We start from the raw sequence: 16,465 nt of genomic DNA on the forward strand, positions 1-16,465 counted from the left end.
AAACGCCGCGCGGGTGGCCCCCGTCGCTCGGATACGATATGGGCGGCTCAGCAGAGCGAATTGTCACTTGCCGTATCGACTCGGGAGCAGCCTGCAATGGCTCGACACCTCATCACCAGCGCCCTTCCCTACATCAACGGGATCAAGCACCTGGGCAACATGGTGGGGTCCATGCTCCCGGCCGACGTCTACTCCCGCTATATGCGCCAGCGCGGCCATGACGTCCTCTACATCTGCGCCACCGATGAGCACGGCACCCCCGCCGAGCTGGCCGCCAAGGAGGCCGGGCTGCCGGTCGACGAGTTCTGCGCCCAGCAGCACGAGGCGCAGAAGGCGATCTACGACGGCTTCGGGCTGGCCTTCGACTACTTCGGCCGCAGCTCCTCCGCGCAGAACGTGCAGATCACCCAGACGATCGCGCGTGAGCTCAAGGCGAACGGCTTCATCGAGGAGCGCTCGATCCGCCAGGTGTACTCCAACGCCGACGGCCGCTTCCTCCCCGACCGCTACATCGAGGGCACCTGCCCGCACTGCGGCTACGACCGGGCCCGCGGCGACCAGTGCGAGAACTGCACCCGCGTGCTCGACCCGACCGATCTGATCGACGCCCGCTCCGCGATCAGCGGCAGCAGCGATCTGGAGGTCCGGGAGACCAAGCACCTCTTCCTCCTCCAGTCCAAGCTGGCGGACGAGGTCGCCGCCTGGGTCGACGAGCACGGCAAGGACTGGCCGACGCTGGCCTCCTCGATCGCCCGCAAGTGGCTGAACGAGGGGCTCCAGGACCGGGCGATCACCCGTGACCTGGACTGGGGCGTGCCGGTGCCGGCCGACACCTGGCCGGAGCTGGCGGCCGAGGGCAAGGTCTTCTACGTCTGGTTCGACGCCCCGATCGAGTACATCGGAGCGACGAAGGAGTGGGCGGACCAGGACCCGGCGAACCGCGACTGGAAGTCGTGGTGGTACGACGTGGACCGGACGGTCCGCTACACGGAGTTCATGGCCAAGGACAACGTCCCGTTCCACACGGTGATGTTCCCGGCCACCCTCCTGGGCACCCGGGACGTCTGGAAGAAGGTCGACTACGTCAAGGCGTTCAACTGGCTGACGTACTACGGCGGGAAGTTCTCCACCTCCGCCAAGCGCGGGGTGTTCACCGACGCCGCGCTCGAGGTGCTGCCCGCCGACTACTGGCGCTACTTCCTGATGGCGAACGCCCCGGAGTCCGACGACACCTCCTTCACCTGGGAGCACTTCACCGCCACCGTCAACAAGGACCTGGCCGACACCCTTGGCAACTTCGTCAACCGCGTGCTGTCCTTCTCGCGCAAGCGGTTCGGCGACGAGGTCCCGGCCGGGAAGGCCGCCGGGGAGGCGGAGCAGCGCCTGGGCGAGGAGATCGCGCGGCTGCTGACGGAGTACGAGGAGCACATGGACACGCTCCAGTTCCGCAAGGCCGCGGCGGCGCTGCGGGCCCTGTGGAGCGCGGGCAACTCCTACCTGGAGGAGAAGGCCCCCTGGCTGGAGATCAAGACCGACCAGGAGGCCGCGGCCCTCACCCTCCGTACGGCGATGAACCTCATCCACCTCTACGCGATCGTCTCCGAGCCGTTCATCCCGGCCTCGGCGCGGGCCATGCGGTCGGCGTTCGCGCTGGGCGAGGACACCGCGACCTGGGTCGGCCAGGAGGAGGCGAAGGCGCTGGCGTCGGTCCCGGCGGGCACGGCCTTCACCGTTCCCCCGGTGCTCTTCGCGAAGATCACCGAGGAGGACCTGGAGTCCTACCGGCAGCGCTTCGGCGGCACGGAGGAGCCGACGGCACCCGAGGAGCCCACAGAGCCCAAAGCGAATTGACGGCGGCGTCGATCGTTCGGCAACCGTACGTTTAGCCCGCTTGATGACCCTGTGGAGGCAACGTCCACCGGGAAGTCGAGGAACCCAGTGCCGGACCCATGTGTCACGGTGTCGGTCCACGGCCCCGACCCGCTCGCGCGGGCCGGGGTCGTCCGTCATCTGCATCAGCAGCCCAGCGTCGAGCTGACGCGCCGGACCGGCACGGTGGCCGTCATGCTCGCCGAACGCCTCGACGCCCGCGCCGGGGCGGAGCTGCGCCACCTGGTGCGGGGCGGGCGGCAGCGGGTGGTCCTGGTCGCGGGCGAGCTGCGCGAGACGGAGCTGATGGCGGTGATGGAGTACGGCGTACGGGCCGTCTTATGGCAGCACCGGACCACCCCGAAACGTCTGCTGCGCGCCGTACACCGGGCCGCCCGCGCGGAGCGGGGCGAGCCGTGCGGCGTGGACCGGCGGCTGACCGAGTCCTTCCTCCAGTGACCCCCGGGCTCCACTTGCTGGTCAGCGTCGATCCGACCTCGGCGTCTGCGGCCTTCTGTGCTTGCCACGACCGGATCCCAGCGGCCTCGGTCCCGACACTGGGGGCGGCGGCTCGTTGGACTCCGGGTAGAGGATGGCCTTCGCCTCGACCAGGTTGGAGGCGAACCCGTAAGGCTCCCAGGTGTACCCGTTCCACCGTTCGATTGCACGGGGCGAGTCCGGGTTCGTATGCGACCCCCTGGGCCGCTCGCCGGAGACGACAGGCACGGCACGAAGCCGACCGATCTTCGCGTCACGGCGCTCCGCCCATTCCGTCAGCGGTTCGTCGTCCATCCTGTCGTCCCTCGGATCAATGGTGGCTGTATCAGGAGGGTAGCGGCCACCGGGGGCCGTTCGGACTTCCGAGCCAGACCATCTGCGCATCGTGGGAGACCGTCACACCAAACGCAGAGCTGTTCGGCGACCCGTACTCCTGCCAGGTGGAAACAGCTGATTCCACCGCATCCCAGAGGCGGCGCGAGCCACCCTGGCGAACCTGCCAGGCGCTGTCGGATGGAGTGAGGACAGCGAAGGAGTCGGTGACGCTGTCCAACACGAATGTGCTCACTGGGCCGCCATCGACCGACATGGAGAAGAAGCGGGCGTCCGGCGCCGCGAGCTGCGTCATAAAGGCGGGGCCGGTACGGGTGAGGATTTCGGGACCGTACTCGGCCTCCCGCTTCGTGCCGTCTTCGGGGCCCGGGATCATGCCGAGGTTCTCGGGCGCGTCCTGTTGGCGAGCGATCATGAAGCTCGGGTCGTCCTCGCTGAACCACCCGCTCGCACTGTCCCCGGTCACGACCAGCTTGACGAGTCCAAGAGAGCGCATCCAGCCGCGAAGGGTAGTGAGGATGACGCCGCCTGGCCGCACCTGCTCCAGCCAGGCCGGAGGGATGTTCCGCAGGCCGCACGTGGCGATCAGTCGGTCATACGGTGCGCCCTCGGGTTCCCCAGCACGGCCGTCCGCCACGAGCAGACGGGGGGTCCAGCCGCACTGGTGGAGGGCCTCGCGAGCCCGCCGCGCCACTCCCTCGTCCGTCTCGATGGAGGTCACAGCCTCATCGCCGAGCCGGTGGCACATCAGCGCCGTCGAATAGCCGGTTCCCGTACCGATTTCCAGCACGGTCATGCCGTCCTGTACACCCAGGTCTTGGAGAATCCGGACGACGAGGCTTGGGAGCGTGGACGACGAAGTGGGAGTGGAGTTGCTGATCGGCTGCGGGTCGCTCCAGTCGATGTCCCGGCCCTCGAACTGCGTCATCCATGTCTCGTCGGTATAGACGAGCCGGAGCCATTCCTCCTGGCCGACAATCTCTGGCGTGATCGGCTCCCACGTGGTGAGGCCAGGATCGTCGCTCTCGCGATAGAACCGTGGAACGAACACGTGACGAGGCACGGTCTCGATGGCCGCCCGCCACTGAGGCGACCGCAGCAAGCGGTTCTCCTCAAGCCGGTCTGCGAGCTGTCGACGGAGGTCAGCCGCGGTTGCCGCGATGCCGGGCTCAGCGGTCACGGAGCCCTCCTTCCAGAAGATCTGAGAGCGCGGCCGTCATGGGCAAACCTGTCGGGGGCTCCATCCACGCCCACTGGCCCGAAGGATTGCACTCGATGAATGTCCACTCTCCAGACTCGGCCAAAGCGAAGTCGAACGCCCCGAAGACGAGCCCGAAGTGCTTCAAGTAGGCACGCATCGCTCGCTCCATCGCGAGCGGTACGGAGACGGGCGAGTACATGTGAGTGCTGTAATCGGTCCGCCAGTCGAGGAGGCCGGAGTCGATCCGTACCGCGAAGATCCGCTTGCCGATGACCGTGACCCGAACGTCCGCGACCTTGTCCACACGGGCCTGGAAGCAATGCATGGTGCCGGCCACCGAGTCGTCGATCTCGTCGACCGTCACTTCCCGCACGGGAACCGTCTGAGCTACGCCGTCGATCAGATAGAGCGGAACGGACAACGGCTTGAAGATGACCGAGCGGTTCTCCTTGACGAATGCCCGTGCGTCGTCCGGGACGTTTGTGATCAGCGTGGGAGGCAGAACGAACCCGGCCGCCGCCGCTGCGGCGAGTCCTGCGGGCTTGTACTCCGCGTCGCCGATGCGGTTGGGGTGGTTGACATACAGGCAGTCAGGCAGGGAGGTCAGGATGCCGCCCAGCCCGTAGCGGGCCTGGGCCACGGCGAAGCGCTCGTCCTGCCTGTTGAGGTGAGGAAACGCGAACCCGGAGGGGCGCCGGTAGTACACGGACCGCACCGAGCCCAACTCGGCGCGCCTGCTCGGGGTCCGCAGGCTTCCTTGCCACACGTCAGTGCCGCCGATGTAGGCCGAGCAAGAAAGAGTGGCAGGGAAGTCACCGGAGTCGAACCGCACGACCGGGACACCCCGGCCATGCAGTTCGGCGATCACGAGATCGGCGGTCGGGTCATCGATGTTCGTGACGACCACAATCGGAGATTCGTCCTTCATCACTGGTCGGTGTCGTTCCCCGTGTCGCTGTCTGGAGCGTCCCCGCCAGCGCGGTCGCCCTGCCCCGTGGTGCCTGTCGGAGGGTTCGTACCGGACGATGTGCCGTGCCCCGGAGCCATGGTCGGTGCCCCGGAAACATCGAAGTACTGGGCGGTTTGAGTCACAGGATCCAGCGTCACCTCCGCGTAGTCGTATCCTTCGAAGGGTGGGTACGGCGCAATGCGACGCAAGCCCCAGGGGGCAACGGTCGGGTGCCCCTGCGGAATCGGGCTGCCTGTGGGGAATCGGTCCATGTAGTTGAACACAGTCTTCTCCTTCTGTCGGAAGTGCCTGTTTTTTCGCGCGCCTTTGTCACCCGTTTGCATTTCGCAGATCCCGGTCAAGAGCCTCCCGGCAACCTCTCGTAGTTCCGGGTCGGCCACTTAACCCAAGGTTTTTCTCCGAATCCTTCCCGACTCCGCCGGGAATACAGTCGGTCGTTTTCAGAGCGCACTCGGCCCACACGCGTTTCCCCCAACGCAGCGGATCGACGCCCCACTTCTCGGACATCGCGGCGACTATCGCCAGGCCCCGGCCGTTCACGTCGTCCGCCCCCGCGTCGCACAGGGTGGGCAGCTTGCGGGACCGGTCGGTGACCGCGATCCGCACGCGTTTGGGGCCGACCCTCGACACCTTCACCCGGATCATTTCCAGCCGCGCATGCTTGACGGTGTTCGAGACCAGCTCGGTCACCACCAGCCAGGCCGCGTCCTCGATGTCTTCCAGGCCCCACACCCGCAGCGACGACGACACCAGTCCCCGCGCCGCGCTTGCCGATTCCCGCTCCCGGCGCATCGTCTCGCTGTACGCGGGGACGCCCGTTGCTGATGGCTCGGTCATCGTGCTCACGCCGCTCCTCACCTTCGGGTTCGGGGGTGACTCCAGGCGACACCCAGTGAACGACCGGCACGACAGCGGCGACAGGTGGAACCAGGTGGAACTACAGCGCATGACCCCGGTGATTTTTACCTTCACGCTGTCGTGACCTGATCGCGGAGCGCTACCTTCGTCCTGTGTACGCAAACGGCAAGCTGGAAGCGCGGATCGAACAACTCGGCTTCTCCCAGGCCGGTTTGGCCAGGGAAATTAACCTTGCGGTCGAACGATTGACCGGCTCTCATGGCTCGGTCACCGACACAGACGTTCGCCGCTGGTTGCGATACGAGACCAAGTGGCCGCAAGACCGCATCCGGCTTTGCATCGAAGAGGTGCTCGACGCCTCGTCCGAGGACTTAGGGTTCATCCCCCGACGCAGGAAGAGTCGTGCACCATCGGAGGACGGACCCGTGCAGCGTCGCGCATTCGTTAATGCAGTAGGCGGAGCGGGCTTGGGCCTCGCTACTCCGCGGGGAAGGCAGCGACGGCTGGGCGTCAGTGACGTCGATAGGTTTCACCAGGACTACGTGCGGATCCTCCAGGAAGACCGGGTTGTGGGAGGCACGAGGCGGGTGGAGAACCTTGCCATCGAGCTTGGTACGCGGGTCCAGTCCGCGCTCACCACCGGTGCTGTCTCCAGTCGTGTACGGGACATGCTGCATCGTCTTGCTGCCGACGCGATGGCGGCTGCGGCGTTTGCCGCCCTCGACGCAAGCTCCCCGAAGCGGGCTCGCGCACACCTGGACACGGCCATGACCCTGGCCGGCCTGTCGCGGGACAGCCAGACGAGGTACCGCGTGTGGGATCACCTGATGCTCGCGTCGAGTATGCGAGAGAACCATGCTGAGGCCGCTGCTGCTGCCGATGTGATGAAGCGCTCGACCGCAGCACGGTGTGATCCTCTTTTTGCCTCTCTCGGGCACATGCGCAATGCCAACGCGCTGGCCCGACTGGATCAGCACACAGACGCCCTACGCGCTCTTGAACTGGCAGAGAAGCACTTCGGCCGCATCTCTCAGCCTGTGCGCTCAGGCTGGATCAGCTTCTACGGGGCCGCCGAGTTCGACGCCTTGTCCTCGTACGTATGGACGGCGGTCGGGGAGCACGGCCGGGCGGAGTTCTGTCTGCACCGAACGCTGTCGGCCATTCCCGAGGGCATGACCCGCGACAGAGCGCTGTTCACCGCGCACCTATCTCTGGCGCAGGTCAGGCAGGGTGAGCTTGAATTGGGCTGCGCCACCGCAAGGAAGGCATCAGCCCTGCTGCTTCCCGGCTCTGGGTCACGAAGGACTGCCAAGACCTTGGCCAGGGGGCGCGAACTGCTCATCGCCTCCGGATCGAAGGCGCCCGAAGTAACGGGGTGGACTGAGGAGTCTCGACTATGGATCTGAGGCGGTACGGTCACGTCGACGCTCAAGACGTGCGTTCGATGCTGCTGGACATCCATGACGAGGTGTACGCGGACAACCCCGACCCGTTCCACTCTCGCGAGCGTTTCACGTACTTCCTGGACCTGTGGTCCGCACGGAAGAACTGGAGGTGCGTATCCGGCTGGGAGAACGGCGGCCCGGTCGGCTACGCCTACGGCTCAGTCCTCGCGCCCGGTGGCTGGTGGCAAGGCAGCACCCGGCCCAGTGATCTACGAGGCCCTGTGTTCGCGCTGTCCGAACTCATGGTGCTGCCCAAGTGGCGCGGGACTGGCAGAGCCAAGACGATCCATGACGCACTGATAGCTCCCATGGATGCGAGGGTGGTGTCGCTCCAGGTGGAGATCGCACACAAGAAGGTCGTGCGGCTCTACGAGAGCTGGGGGTACCGAAAGGTGGACGAGTCCACGTCACACGACGACTCGCCCCACTACGCGGTGATGCTCAGGGATCTCCGGTAGCCGCCAGTGAAACGGCCGCCCGCGATGTCACTGGGCGGCCGTACGATTTTGGCAAGCGGAACCCCCGGGGAGCCCCCCACTAGCTCCCCGGGCGGCCGCCGTCACATGCCGGTGCCGTCGTTCGTCGCGTCGGGGTCGACCCCGAGGGTCAGCGAGCCGACGACGCCCTTGGCGATGTGACCCTTGCGGTACTTCAGGTGCAGCAGACCGCCCTCGGCTCCATTGCCGGGGTAGATCCCGTCCTCGTCGAGGGTGGTGCGCTCGGTGGTGCTGGTGCTGTACGGGGCCACCTTCGCCGAGTCGAGCACCGCCTCCTCGGCGAAGAAGAGCTGACCGGTGTGGCAGGTGTGGCCGCCCTCGTAGCCGTCGTCCGTGAGCTTGCCGCCGATGTGCACCTTGGTGTGGATGTGCACACAGCGGCCCCGGTACCAGCCGGGGAAGACGGTGCTGAACTCGACGAAGCCGTGCCGGTCGGTCAGCTGGGTGCCGCGCAGATACCGCTTGTCGTCGGTCGGGTCCTGGTGGCCGCCGCCGGGCGGGGCCCCGGTCGGTGCGCCCGTGGGGGCCTCGGTGGGCGGGGCCCCGGTCGGCGGGGTGCCGGTGGGCGGGGTGCCGCCGCCGCTGCTGGAGCTCTCGTAGCCTGAGTAGAGTCCCAGCGCGTCGCAGTGCCAGATGTCGACGGCCGCCTTGGCCAGCGGTTTACAGCTCTCGGAGTCGATCACCTTGAGGCGGAGGGTCATCGGGATGCCCTCCCGGTCCTCGGTGATGTCCTTCCTGATCTTGTCGGCGTCGATGTAGTACGGCCCCTCGGTGGTCTCCGAGGTGAGCCGATAGCACACTTCCCCGGACGGCGAGGAGGCGGAGGCCGAGGGGGTGGCGGAGGCGGCGGACCCGGAGGTCTCGCCCGCCGCGGCGGTGGTGGCGACGGCGGCGCCCAGGCCCGCCACCGCGACCGCCGCGCCGCCCGCCACCACGATCCGCCGCCTCGTCAGGTCCCGCCGGGGATCGAGGTCGTTGCTCTGCTGTTCGGTCATGGCCCGGGACGCTAGGGAGACAACCTGGCAGCCACATGGGTGCGGGCTGTGAATGGCTGTGCGAAGAGCGTCATCCGGCCATCCCGCCGCCCCCGCGCCTACGCGGAGCGGGGGCGCGCCGTTCGGCACGCCCCCACCCGTTCGTCTCGTAACGGTCCCGGCTACTCGGCGGGCTTCTCGGCCTTCTCGCCCGTCTTCTCCGCCTGCTTGACCTGCGGCGGCTTGCGCAGCGACAGGTGCAGCTCGCGCAGCCGGGCGTCATCCACCTCGCTGGGCGCGCCCATCAGCAGGTCCTGGGCGTTGCCGTTGAGCGGGAAGGCGATGGTCTCGCGGATGTTGGGCTCATCGGCCAGCAGCATCACGATGCGGTCCACGCCGGGGGCGATACCGCCGTGCGGCGGGGCGCCGAAGTGGAACGCGCGCAGCATGCCGCCGAACTCTCGCTCGACCTCGTCCCGGGAGTAGCCCGCGATCTCGAACGCCTTGTACATGACGTCCGGCTCATGGTTCCGGATGGCCCCGGAGGACAGCTCCACACCGTTGCAGACGATGTCGTACTGCCAGGCCAGGATATCCAGCGGGTCCTTCGTCTCCAGCGCCTCCAGGCCGCCCTGCGGCATGGAGAAGGGGTTGTGGGAGAACTCGATCTGCCCGGTGTCCTCGTTCCGCTCGAACATCGGGAAGTCCACGATCCAGCAGAAGCGGAAGACGTTCTCCTCAAAGTGGCCGGCCCGCTTGGCGGCCTCGACCCGCACCGCGCCCATGATCTTGGAGACCTCGTCGAAGTCGCCGGCGCCGAAGAAGATCGACGTGCCGGGCTTGCCCTCGACCTCGGCGATCAGCTTCTCGACGTCCTCGTCGGTGAGGAACTTCGCGATCGGGCCGGTCAGCTTGGAGTCCTCGCCGATCCGGACCCAGGCCAGCCCCTTGGCGCCCTGCAGAGAGGCGAACTCACCGAGCTGGTCGAAGAACTTCCGGGGCTGCTCGGCGGTGTCCGGCACGGCCAGCGCACGCACATGCTTGTCCGCGAACGCCTTGAAGCCGGAGCCCTCGAAGACGTGGCTGACGTCCCGCAGCTCCAGCCGGGCCCGCAGATCCGGCTTGTCCGAGCCGTACTTGAGCATGGCCTCGCGGAACGGGATCCGCAGGAACGGCGAGGTCACATGGCGGCCGCCGCCGAACTCCTCGAAGAGCTCGGTCATGACCTTCTCGATGACGCCGAAGACGTCCTCCTGCTCGACGAAGCTCATCTCGACGTCGAGCTGGTAGAACTCGCCCGGCGAGCGGTCGGCGCGGGCGTCCTCGTCGCGGAAGCAGGGCGCGATCTGGAAGTAGCGGTCGAAGCCCGCGATCATCAGCAGCTGCTTGAACTGCTGCGGGGCCTGCGGCAGCGCGTAGAACTTGCCCGCGTGCAGCCGGGAGGGGACCAGGAAGTCCCGGGCGCCCTCGGGCGAGGTGGCGGACAGGATCGGGGTCGCCAGCTCGTTGAACCCCTGCGCGGTCATCTTCTGCCGGATGGCGGAGATGACGGCGGAGCGCAGCATGATGTTGCGGTGCATGCGCTCGCGGCGGAGGTCCAGGAAGCGGTACTCCAGCCGCCGCTCCTCGCCGACCCCGTCCTCGGGGAAGACGGTGAAGGGCAGCGGGTCGGCGGCGCCGAGCACCTCGACGTCCGAGACCTCGACCTCGATCTCGCCGGTCGGCAGCTCGGGGTTGACGTTGTCCGCGCCGCGCTCGATGACCCGGCCGTCCACGCGGACGACGGTCTCCTTGCTGATGGAGCTCAGGGCCTCGTTGGCGGGGGTGTCGGGGCGCACCACCAGCTGGACCAGGCCATAGTGGTCGCGGAGATCGATGAAGAGGATGCCGCCCAGGTTCCGTCGATTGTGGAGCCATCCGGAGAGCCGGACGTCGGTGCCGACGTCAGCGGCGCGGAGCTGACCACACGTGTGGGACCGGTACCGATGCATCATTCATCCAAGTCGTGTCGATCGGGAGGCGTACGTACCCTCGGGAAGCTTCCGGCCAAGCCTACCGGCGCCGCGACCCTCACTGGTAAGCGGTTGGCAAATCCCCATAAGGTAGTGCAATGCGCACCGAGGACCTGCTGGCCGCCATAGCGACCGGCCTATGGCGCTGGGACAGTGTCTCGGGCGCCGTCAGCTATGACGCGGAGGCCGCCCGGCTGGTGGGCCTGCCCGCCGAGGCCGTCACCCTGCCCGAGGCCGCCGCCCGCGCCTGCTTCCACCCCGCGGACTGGCTCGAGGTCAAGGCGATAGTCCAGCTCGCGGTGGCCGAGGGCACCCTGGCCGAGGCCCGGCTGCGCATCGTGGACGAGAAGGGCACCGTACTGCGGACCGTGCGCACCCGCTCCCGGCCGATGGCGCGGGGCGGCAGCGAGGACGGCTACCACCTGCTCGGCACCCTCCAGGAGGTCCCCGACCCGCTGCCGGGCACCTCGGTCGGCGGCCCGCCCATCACCGGCGACTGGCGCCGCAACCGCGAGGCGTTCCTGCTGGACGCGGGGCGGGCGCTGGCGGAGGCGATGTCCACCGCCGAGGTGCTGCGGGTGGCGGCGGGGCTGTCCATGCCGGGCTTCTCCCCGGACGGGCTCGCGGTCTTCGGCGTCCAGGGCGAGCGGATCTCGGTGATCGGCCACCACGGGCCGCGGGCGGGCGCCGACCGTCCCCTGCACGACATCGCGCTGAGCACCGACCATCCGGCGGCGGAGGTGGTGCGCACCGGCCGGGCGGTCTATCTGCCCACACCGGAGGAGTACCGCGGCCGGTTTCCGGCCACGTGGTCGCCGGGCCGCCCCCGGATCCGCCGGTCCTGGGCGTTTCTGCCGCTGATCGTCGCGGGCCACACCATCGGCGCGTGGATGGCCGGATTCGCCCATCCGGTGTCGTTCTCGCCCGATGAGCGCTCGGTGCTGACCACGATCGCCCGGATGCTGGCCCAGGCGCTGTCCCGCACCGCGCTCCAGGAGACCGAGCGGGAGCTGGCGGACGGGCTGCAGCGCTCGATGCTGCCCGCCAGCAAGCCCGATATCCCGGGGCTGACGGTGGCCGCGCGCTATGTGCCGACCGGCGGCGGACTCCAGGTCGGCGGCGACTGGTACGACGTGATCGGGCTGCCCTCGGGGCGTACCGCGCTGGTGATCGGCGATGTGCAGGGCCACGATGTGCGCGCCGCCGGGATCATGGGGCAGCTGAGGATCGCGGTCCGGGCGTACGCCTCCGAGGGCCACCACCCCGACGCGGTGCTGTCCCGCGCCTCCCGCTTCCTGGCCGGTCTCGCCGAGCCCGAGGGCCCGGACGGCCGCTACGACCCGAGGTTCGCCACCTGCCTCTACATGGAGGTGGACCCGGTGGCGGGCACCCTGGACATCGCGCGGGCGGGCCATCCCGACCCGGCGGTCCGGCTGGCCGACGGCACGATGATGCTCCGGCCCACGGCGGGCGGGCTGCCGCTGGGCATCGACCCGGACACCGACTATCCGACCACCCGGGTGGTGCTGGAGCCCGGCGAGACGCTGCTGATGTGCACCGACGGGCTGATCGAGACCGGCGGGCACGATCTGGAGACCGGCTGGGACCGGATCCGGGAGGTCTTCGAGCGGCCCGCCGCCCCGGCCGCGGGCTCCGGCCGGCTCACCGCGCACGGCCTGGACGCGGGCGACCTCGAGGCGCTCGCCGACTCCCTGGTGCAGGCGGTGCACGGACCGCCCTCCCACCACACCACGGGTCCGCTCGCGGACCGGCGCGAGGACGACATAGCGCTGCTGCTGATCCGCAGGGAGGCGGAGGTGTGCCTGGTCGGGCCCGGTTCGGCGCCGGTGCGGCGTACGGCGGTCACGGTCGCGCAGGCCGAGCCGGAGCGGATAGCGGGCGCGAGGCGGCAACTGCGCGACATGCTGCACGACTGGGCGGACCCGGACCAGGTCGAGTCGGCCGTGCTGATGCTCTCCGAGATGGTCACCAATGTGCTGGTGCACACCGATGGTGACGCCCTGCTGGTGGCCGAGGTCAGCGGGCGGCACGGGGCCCGGCGGCTGCGGCTGGACGTCGCCGACAGCAGCGACGAGCTGCCGCACCGCCGCCGCCCGGGCGAGCTGGCCTCCTCCGGGCGCGGTCTGCTGCTGATGGAGATGCTGGCCGACAACTGGGGAGTGGATCCGCGCGGCGACGGCAAATGCATCTGGTACGAGCTGTACGAGGCGGCGCCGGACGGGCGGCCCGGCCCGAGCGCGGCGGACGGGCCGGCCCCTCGCGCGTGATCAGCTCCCGACGGCCGGGATGGTGCCGAGGCGGCCGACTCGTTCAGCGGAAGAGCCGGGAACCGAGCGGGTGTTGTGCGTCGAAGCCGGGAAGTATCAGGAAGCTCGCACTGGCGGTCGTGGTCGTGTAATCCAGCAGGGCGTCGGAATTGTCCATACGGGTGAGGGTGTTGGTGAAGGTCCGTATGTCGTTCTGGAAACTCACGAAGAGCAGGCCGGGGGCGGGCCCGTCGATGCTGTAGGAGCGGCGGAGCATGAGGCCGACGCCGACCGCGGTGGCGTGCGCCCTGCGGGCGTGGGCGTCCACCGGGACGAGGTAGCGCCCGTCCGGCGTTTTGGCGCCGAGGTCCGGGCCCGAGGCGATGGTGCCACCGGAGAGGGGCACACCAGTGGCCCGGCGCCGGCCGAAGACGGCTTCCTGCCCGGCGACGGACAGCTTGGCGAACCGCGGCAGGTCGAGGTCCATGCGTCGCAGTACGGCAAGGGTGCCGCCCGCGACCGGAGCCGGCCCGGACAGCCACAGGTCGCGTTCTTGTTCGGCCTTGGTGTGGGGGCCCACGATGCCGTCGACGAAACCGAAGAGGTTTCGTGGCGCGGCACGGCCCTTGGCCACCGGCACATTCGCGCCGCGGACCCCGGACTGCCGCCAGCGTTCCCGTATCCGGTCGCCGGCCTGCTCCAGCAGCGCGGCAGCCACGACCGGTATCACCAGGGCGTCGTCGGCGCAGATCTGTATCAGCAGATCGCCGCCGCGCGCCCCGGGGGCGATCCGCTCGCGGGAGAACCGTGGGAGGTCCTTGGCGCCGGGCAGGTCGGGATCGACCGTGCGCACCAGCCGGGGGCCCACTCCGATCGTCACGGTCAGATCGCCCGGCGACAGCCCCATCAGCCGTGCGTCGGTCCCCTCGGTGAGTGCGCGGATGGCCTCGCCGAGTTCGGCCAGCAACGGACCGACGGGCGCGGCGTCGACGAGGTCGGCCACCACGGCCAGCAGGTTCCGCTGGGCCGGCTGTGGAAGCGTGATGCCCGCCTGGTACCGGCCCGTTGGTGACACCGGCGGGGTCGGCGCGGGGGCATCGGACCGGTCCGGCGGGGCGGAACTCGATTGGCACCCGGCGGAGAGGCCGACGGCGGTCACAGCGCCGGTGGCACCGAGGAACGAGCGGCGTGACGGGCGGGAGTCGGCTTGGCACACAGTGTGAACTGTGCCATATCCGTATCAGCACCTGCGACCCCGACGCGTCCGTGCCAGGATGAGGCCATGCCTCGTCTCCGTCTTCGCCTGATGGCCGCGGTGCTCGGCACACTGGCACCCTTACTGGCCGGCTGCGGCGGGGGCGATGACGGGCCGGACGACGGCCGACGACCGTCCGGTGCCCATGTGACGATCAACGTACCGGCCGACGCCCCGACCATCTCGGCCGCGGTGTCGCTGGCTCGGCCCGGCGATCTCGTGCTGGTCGCGCCGGGCGTGTACCACGAGTCGGTGAAGATATCGAAGCCTCGCGTCACTCTTCGCGGCAAGTCCCGGGACAAGGTCGTCATCGACGGGCGGTTGCGGCAGCCGAACGGCATCGTCGTCGCCGCTCCCGGGGTGGCCGTGGAGAACCTGACGGTGCGGAACAACACACAGAACGGGGTCCTGGTCACCGGCTCGGCGAAGGCGGCCGCCGGGGCGCCGGGGCAGTCCGGCGGCTACGACACCGGCGACGAGCCCGTCACCTTCCTGAAGTCGTTCCTGGTCTCCCATGTGACCGCGACCCGCAACGGGCTGTACGGCATCTACGCGTTCTCCGCGCAGAACGGTGTCATCGAGCACTCGTACACCTCGGGCTCGGCCGACTCGGGGATCTATGTCGGACAGTGCAAGCCCTGTCGCATCGTGGTGCGGGACAACATCGCCGAACTCAACGCGGTCGGTTACGAAGGCACCAATGCCAGCGGCGACATGTACGTGGTCGGCAACCGCCTCGTCGGCAACCGGGTCGGGCTCACCACCAACTCCGACCACCAGGAGAAATTGCTCCCGCAGCGGGACGCCGTCATCGCGGGCAACCTGATCGCGGCCAACCAGCAGGCCGCCACCCCCGAACAGGCCGACGGCGGGTGGGGCATCGGCATCGGCGTCGACGGCGGCACCGGCAACCAGTTCGTCCGCAACCGAGTCACCGGCAACAGCAACGCCGGACTGGTGATCACCGCAACCGCTGACATGCCGCCGAACGGCAACCGGATCCTGGACAACACCTTCGCCGCCAACGGCGTTGACGTCGGCTGGACGTTCCCCACCGCCACGAAGGGACGGGGCAACTGTCTGCGTGGCAATGAGCTACGGACGACGGTGCCCGCCCGGCTCGCGACGACCGCGTCCTGCCCGCGTCCCGCCCGGTCGGCCTCGCCGTCCGGCACCTGGACGAAGCCGACGGCACCCGGCGGTATCCCGTTCACCGAGGTGGCGGCGCCCAGGCGACAGCCGCAGTTCCCGAACGCCACGACCGCGGGCGCCACCGCTGTTCCGGCCGTTCCGGCGCTACCGGACGACACGGCGGGCTTCCGGCTGCCGTCGGCGTCACTGCTCGCCGCGGGCGCGCGGGTGCCGACGTCCTGAGCGGCGGCTACCGCGTCGGGGTGGCTCCGGGGACCGGCCGGACCGGAACGTACTTGTGGGTGTCGAAATCGATGACCACCGGCTCCGACGCGGACGCCACGCCGACACGAACCCGGTACATGGTGCCGTCCGAGCCGATCCAGTAGCGCACGGCACCCGCCGGACCGGACGTCCCCGCCGTACCGGTCGTGGCACGGGCGGCGCTCGGCCCGGTCATGATGTCCACCTGATGGCCGTCCAACCGGTCCCGTCCCACCCAGGCGGCACCGTTCTGCGGCAGGAGTTCGGCGTTGTCCGGCCGGTCGCTGCCGAGCTTCAGCGCGATGGCCAGCGAACTGTCCAGTGAACTGCCGCGCCTTTGCAGCGGACGGCTGTACCAGCCCGACCCCGGCGGCCGTGCCGGTGCCTTCGCCGGGGCGTTCGTCATCGGGTGGACGAGCACATTGGCCGCCGTCCACTGGATCAGCCCGTCGCTGGACGTATCGCGCCCGGTGCCGCGCACCACGCCGTAACCGATCTTGCCGCGGTAGTCGATGGATCCGGTGATGGTCAGCTCACCGGCGGTGCCCGGCACGTTGATCGTCATGGCCCGTCCACCCGCCTGGAAGTTGAGGAACCGCGTGACCGCCAGCCGGCCCGCCTGATCCGAGGTCAATTCCTTCGGACCGGTGGGGCCGGAGCCGCTGTCGACGACCAGGAACGTGGCCACCGCGACGGCCACACCGCCGATGGCCGCGGCCACCATCCAGCGTGGCCGCGGCCATCGGCGCTGACCGGCCGCGCGCCGCGAGAAAACGTGTCTGATTCTCAGACTCCGTACCCGGCGCATTGCTAACCCGTTCCGCTTATTCATTCCCTGCTCTCCCCCCGATCTTGGGTCACACCCGCTACAGTATCGCTGCTGGTGGGGCG

At 69.1% G+C, this 16,465-nt stretch carries 15 protein-coding genes; 6 read left to right on the forward strand and 9 right to left on the reverse strand.

The window, feature by feature from the left end:
• Nucleotides 1–96 precede the first annotated feature (96 nt).
• Together metG and NP777_RS44565 are read left to right on the forward strand one after the other, a co-directional pair.
• Nucleotides 97–1,851 (forward strand): methionine--tRNA ligase, encoded by a 1,755-nt coding sequence (metG, locus tag NP777_RS44560; RefSeq protein ID WP_256655914.1) that lies wholly within the window; start codon nt 97–99, stop codon nt 1,849–1,851.
• Nucleotides 1,852–1,938: 87 nt separating this feature from the next.
• Nucleotides 1,939–2,328, forward strand: coding sequence for a DNA-binding response regulator (locus tag NP777_RS44565; RefSeq protein ID WP_256655915.1), 390 nt, complete (start codon nt 1,939–1,941; stop codon nt 2,326–2,328).
• Between the two features lie 21 nt (nt 2,329–2,349).
• On the opposite strand, the gene NP777_RS44570 is transcribed toward NP777_RS44565, so the two are convergent.
• Genes NP777_RS44570 through NP777_RS44590 form a run of 5 tightly spaced genes read right to left on the reverse strand, consistent with a single transcriptional unit; the run spans nt 2,350 to nt 5,708 of the window.
• A complete protein-coding gene (locus NP777_RS44570) occupies nt 2,350–2,751 on the reverse strand; it encodes a DUF6087 family protein (RefSeq protein WP_308405391.1) in 402 nt (133 codons plus the stop codon).
• Entirely contained in the window at nt 2,693–3,880 is a 1,188-nt protein-coding gene (tgmC, locus tag NP777_RS44575; RefSeq protein ID WP_256655917.1) for an ATP-grasp peptide maturase system methyltransferase, read from the reverse strand. Before tgmC ends, NP777_RS44570 begins: the two co-directional genes overlap by 59 nt.
• On the reverse strand, nt 3,870–4,829 hold the full coding sequence (tgmB, locus tag NP777_RS44580) for an ATP-grasp ribosomal peptide maturase (protein ID WP_256655918.1): 960 nt from the start codon (nt 4,827–4,829) through the stop codon (nt 3,870–3,872). Before tgmB ends, tgmC begins: the two co-directional genes overlap by 11 nt.
• Nucleotides 4,829–5,134, reverse strand: coding sequence for a putative ATP-grasp-modified RiPP (tgmA, locus tag NP777_RS44585; protein ID WP_256655919.1), 306 nt, complete (start codon nt 5,132–5,134; stop codon nt 4,829–4,831). The genes tgmB and tgmA overlap by 1 nt, the downstream gene beginning before the upstream one ends.
• A 46-nt stretch (nt 5,135–5,180) precedes the next feature.
• Entirely contained in the window at nt 5,181–5,708 is a 528-nt protein-coding gene (locus tag NP777_RS44590) for an ATP-binding protein (protein WP_391858701.1), read from the reverse strand.
• A 173-nt stretch (nt 5,709–5,881) separates the two neighbouring features.
• Here NP777_RS44590 and NP777_RS44595 point away from each other — a divergent pair, with 173 nt between their 5' ends.
• Nucleotides 5,882–7,135, forward strand: a complete 1,254-nt coding sequence (locus NP777_RS44595) for an XRE family transcriptional regulator (protein ID WP_256655920.1) — start codon at nt 5,882–5,884, stop codon at nt 7,133–7,135.
• Nucleotides 7,126–7,632, forward strand: a complete 507-nt coding sequence (locus tag NP777_RS44600) for a GNAT family N-acetyltransferase (RefSeq protein ID WP_256655921.1) — start codon at nt 7,126–7,128, stop codon at nt 7,630–7,632. Before NP777_RS44595 ends, NP777_RS44600 begins: the two co-directional genes overlap by 10 nt.
• Before the next feature lie 101 nt (nt 7,633–7,733).
• On the opposite strand, the gene NP777_RS44605 is transcribed toward NP777_RS44600, so the two are convergent.
• Together NP777_RS44605 and aspS are read right to left on the reverse strand one after the other, a co-directional pair.
• Nucleotides 7,734–8,666: an intradiol ring-cleavage dioxygenase gene (locus tag NP777_RS44605; RefSeq protein WP_256655922.1), complete on the reverse strand. Its 933-nt coding sequence runs from the start codon at nt 8,664–8,666 to the stop codon at nt 7,734–7,736.
• A 161-nt stretch (nt 8,667–8,827) separates the two neighbouring features.
• A complete protein-coding gene (gene aspS / locus NP777_RS44610) occupies nt 8,828–10,636 on the reverse strand; it encodes an aspartate--tRNA ligase (protein ID WP_256655929.1) in 1,809 nt (602 codons plus the stop codon).
• Nucleotides 10,637–10,755: 119 nt separating this feature from the next.
• On the opposite strand from aspS, the gene NP777_RS44615 reads away from it, so the two are divergent.
• Complete coding sequence (locus NP777_RS44615; RefSeq protein WP_256655923.1) at nt 10,756–12,945, forward strand: ATP-binding SpoIIE family protein phosphatase; 2,190 nt, start codon at nt 10,756–10,758, stop codon at nt 12,943–12,945.
• Between the two features lie 43 nt (nt 12,946–12,988).
• Here NP777_RS44615 and NP777_RS44620 read toward each other — a convergent pair whose 3' ends face one another.
• The gene (locus NP777_RS44620; protein ID WP_256655924.1) at nt 12,989–14,140 is read right to left on the reverse strand and encodes a Dyp-type peroxidase; all 1,152 of its coding nucleotides are present in this window, start codon (nt 14,138–14,140) and stop codon (nt 12,989–12,991) included.
• A gap of 66 nt (nt 14,141–14,206) precedes the next feature.
• On the opposite strand from NP777_RS44620, the gene NP777_RS44625 reads away from it, so the two are divergent.
• Entirely contained in the window at nt 14,207–15,553 is a 1,347-nt protein-coding gene (locus NP777_RS44625) for a right-handed parallel beta-helix repeat-containing protein (RefSeq protein WP_256655925.1), read from the forward strand.
• Nucleotides 15,554–15,560: 7 nt separating this feature from the next.
• Here the strand turns inward: NP777_RS44625 and NP777_RS44630 are convergent, their stop codons facing one another.
• Nucleotides 15,561–16,298 carry a hypothetical protein gene (locus NP777_RS44630; protein WP_256655926.1) on the reverse strand — a complete coding sequence of 246 codons (738 nt, stop codon included), beginning with the start codon at nt 16,296–16,298 and terminating at the stop codon, nt 15,561–15,563.
• Nucleotides 16,299–16,465: the final 167 nt, after the last annotated feature.

This window comes from Streptomyces rugosispiralis (assembly GCF_024505145.1).
GTDB classification, from domain to species: Bacteria; Actinomycetota; Actinomycetes; order Streptomycetales; family Streptomycetaceae; genus Streptomyces; species Streptomyces rugosispiralis.

Bases quoted from the DNA above. Each gene is read 5' to 3' on its own strand.
- metG (WP_256655914.1), top strand. From the start codon at position 97: ATGGCTCGACACCTCATCACCAGCGCCCTTCCCTACATCAACGGGATC.
- NP777_RS44570 (WP_308405391.1), bottom strand. From the start codon at position 2,751: ATGCGCAGATGGTCTGGCTCGGAAGTCCGAACGGCCCCCGGTGGCCGC.
- tgmB (WP_256655918.1), bottom strand. From the start codon at position 4,829: ATGAAGGACGAATCTCCGATTGTGGTCGTCACGAACATCGATGACCCG.
- NP777_RS44590 (WP_391858701.1), bottom strand. From the start codon at position 5,708: ATGACCGAGCCATCAGCAACGGGCGTCCCCGCGTACAGCGAGACGATG.
- NP777_RS44600 (WP_256655921.1), top strand. From the start codon at position 7,126: ATGGATCTGAGGCGGTACGGTCACGTCGACGCTCAAGACGTGCGTTCG.
- NP777_RS44605 (WP_256655922.1), bottom strand. From the start codon at position 8,666: ATGACCGAACAGCAGAGCAACGACCTCGATCCCCGGCGGGACCTGACG.
- aspS (WP_256655929.1), bottom strand. From the start codon at position 10,636: ATGCATCGGTACCGGTCCCACACGTGTGGTCAGCTCCGCGCCGCTGAC.
- NP777_RS44615 (WP_256655923.1), top strand. From the start codon at position 10,756: ATGCGCACCGAGGACCTGCTGGCCGCCATAGCGACCGGCCTATGGCGC.
- NP777_RS44625 (WP_256655925.1), top strand. From the start codon at position 14,207: ATGCCTCGTCTCCGTCTTCGCCTGATGGCCGCGGTGCTCGGCACACTG.
- NP777_RS44630 (WP_256655926.1), bottom strand. From the start codon at position 16,298: ATGGTGGCCGCGGCCATCGGCGGTGTGGCCGTCGCGGTGGCCACGTTC.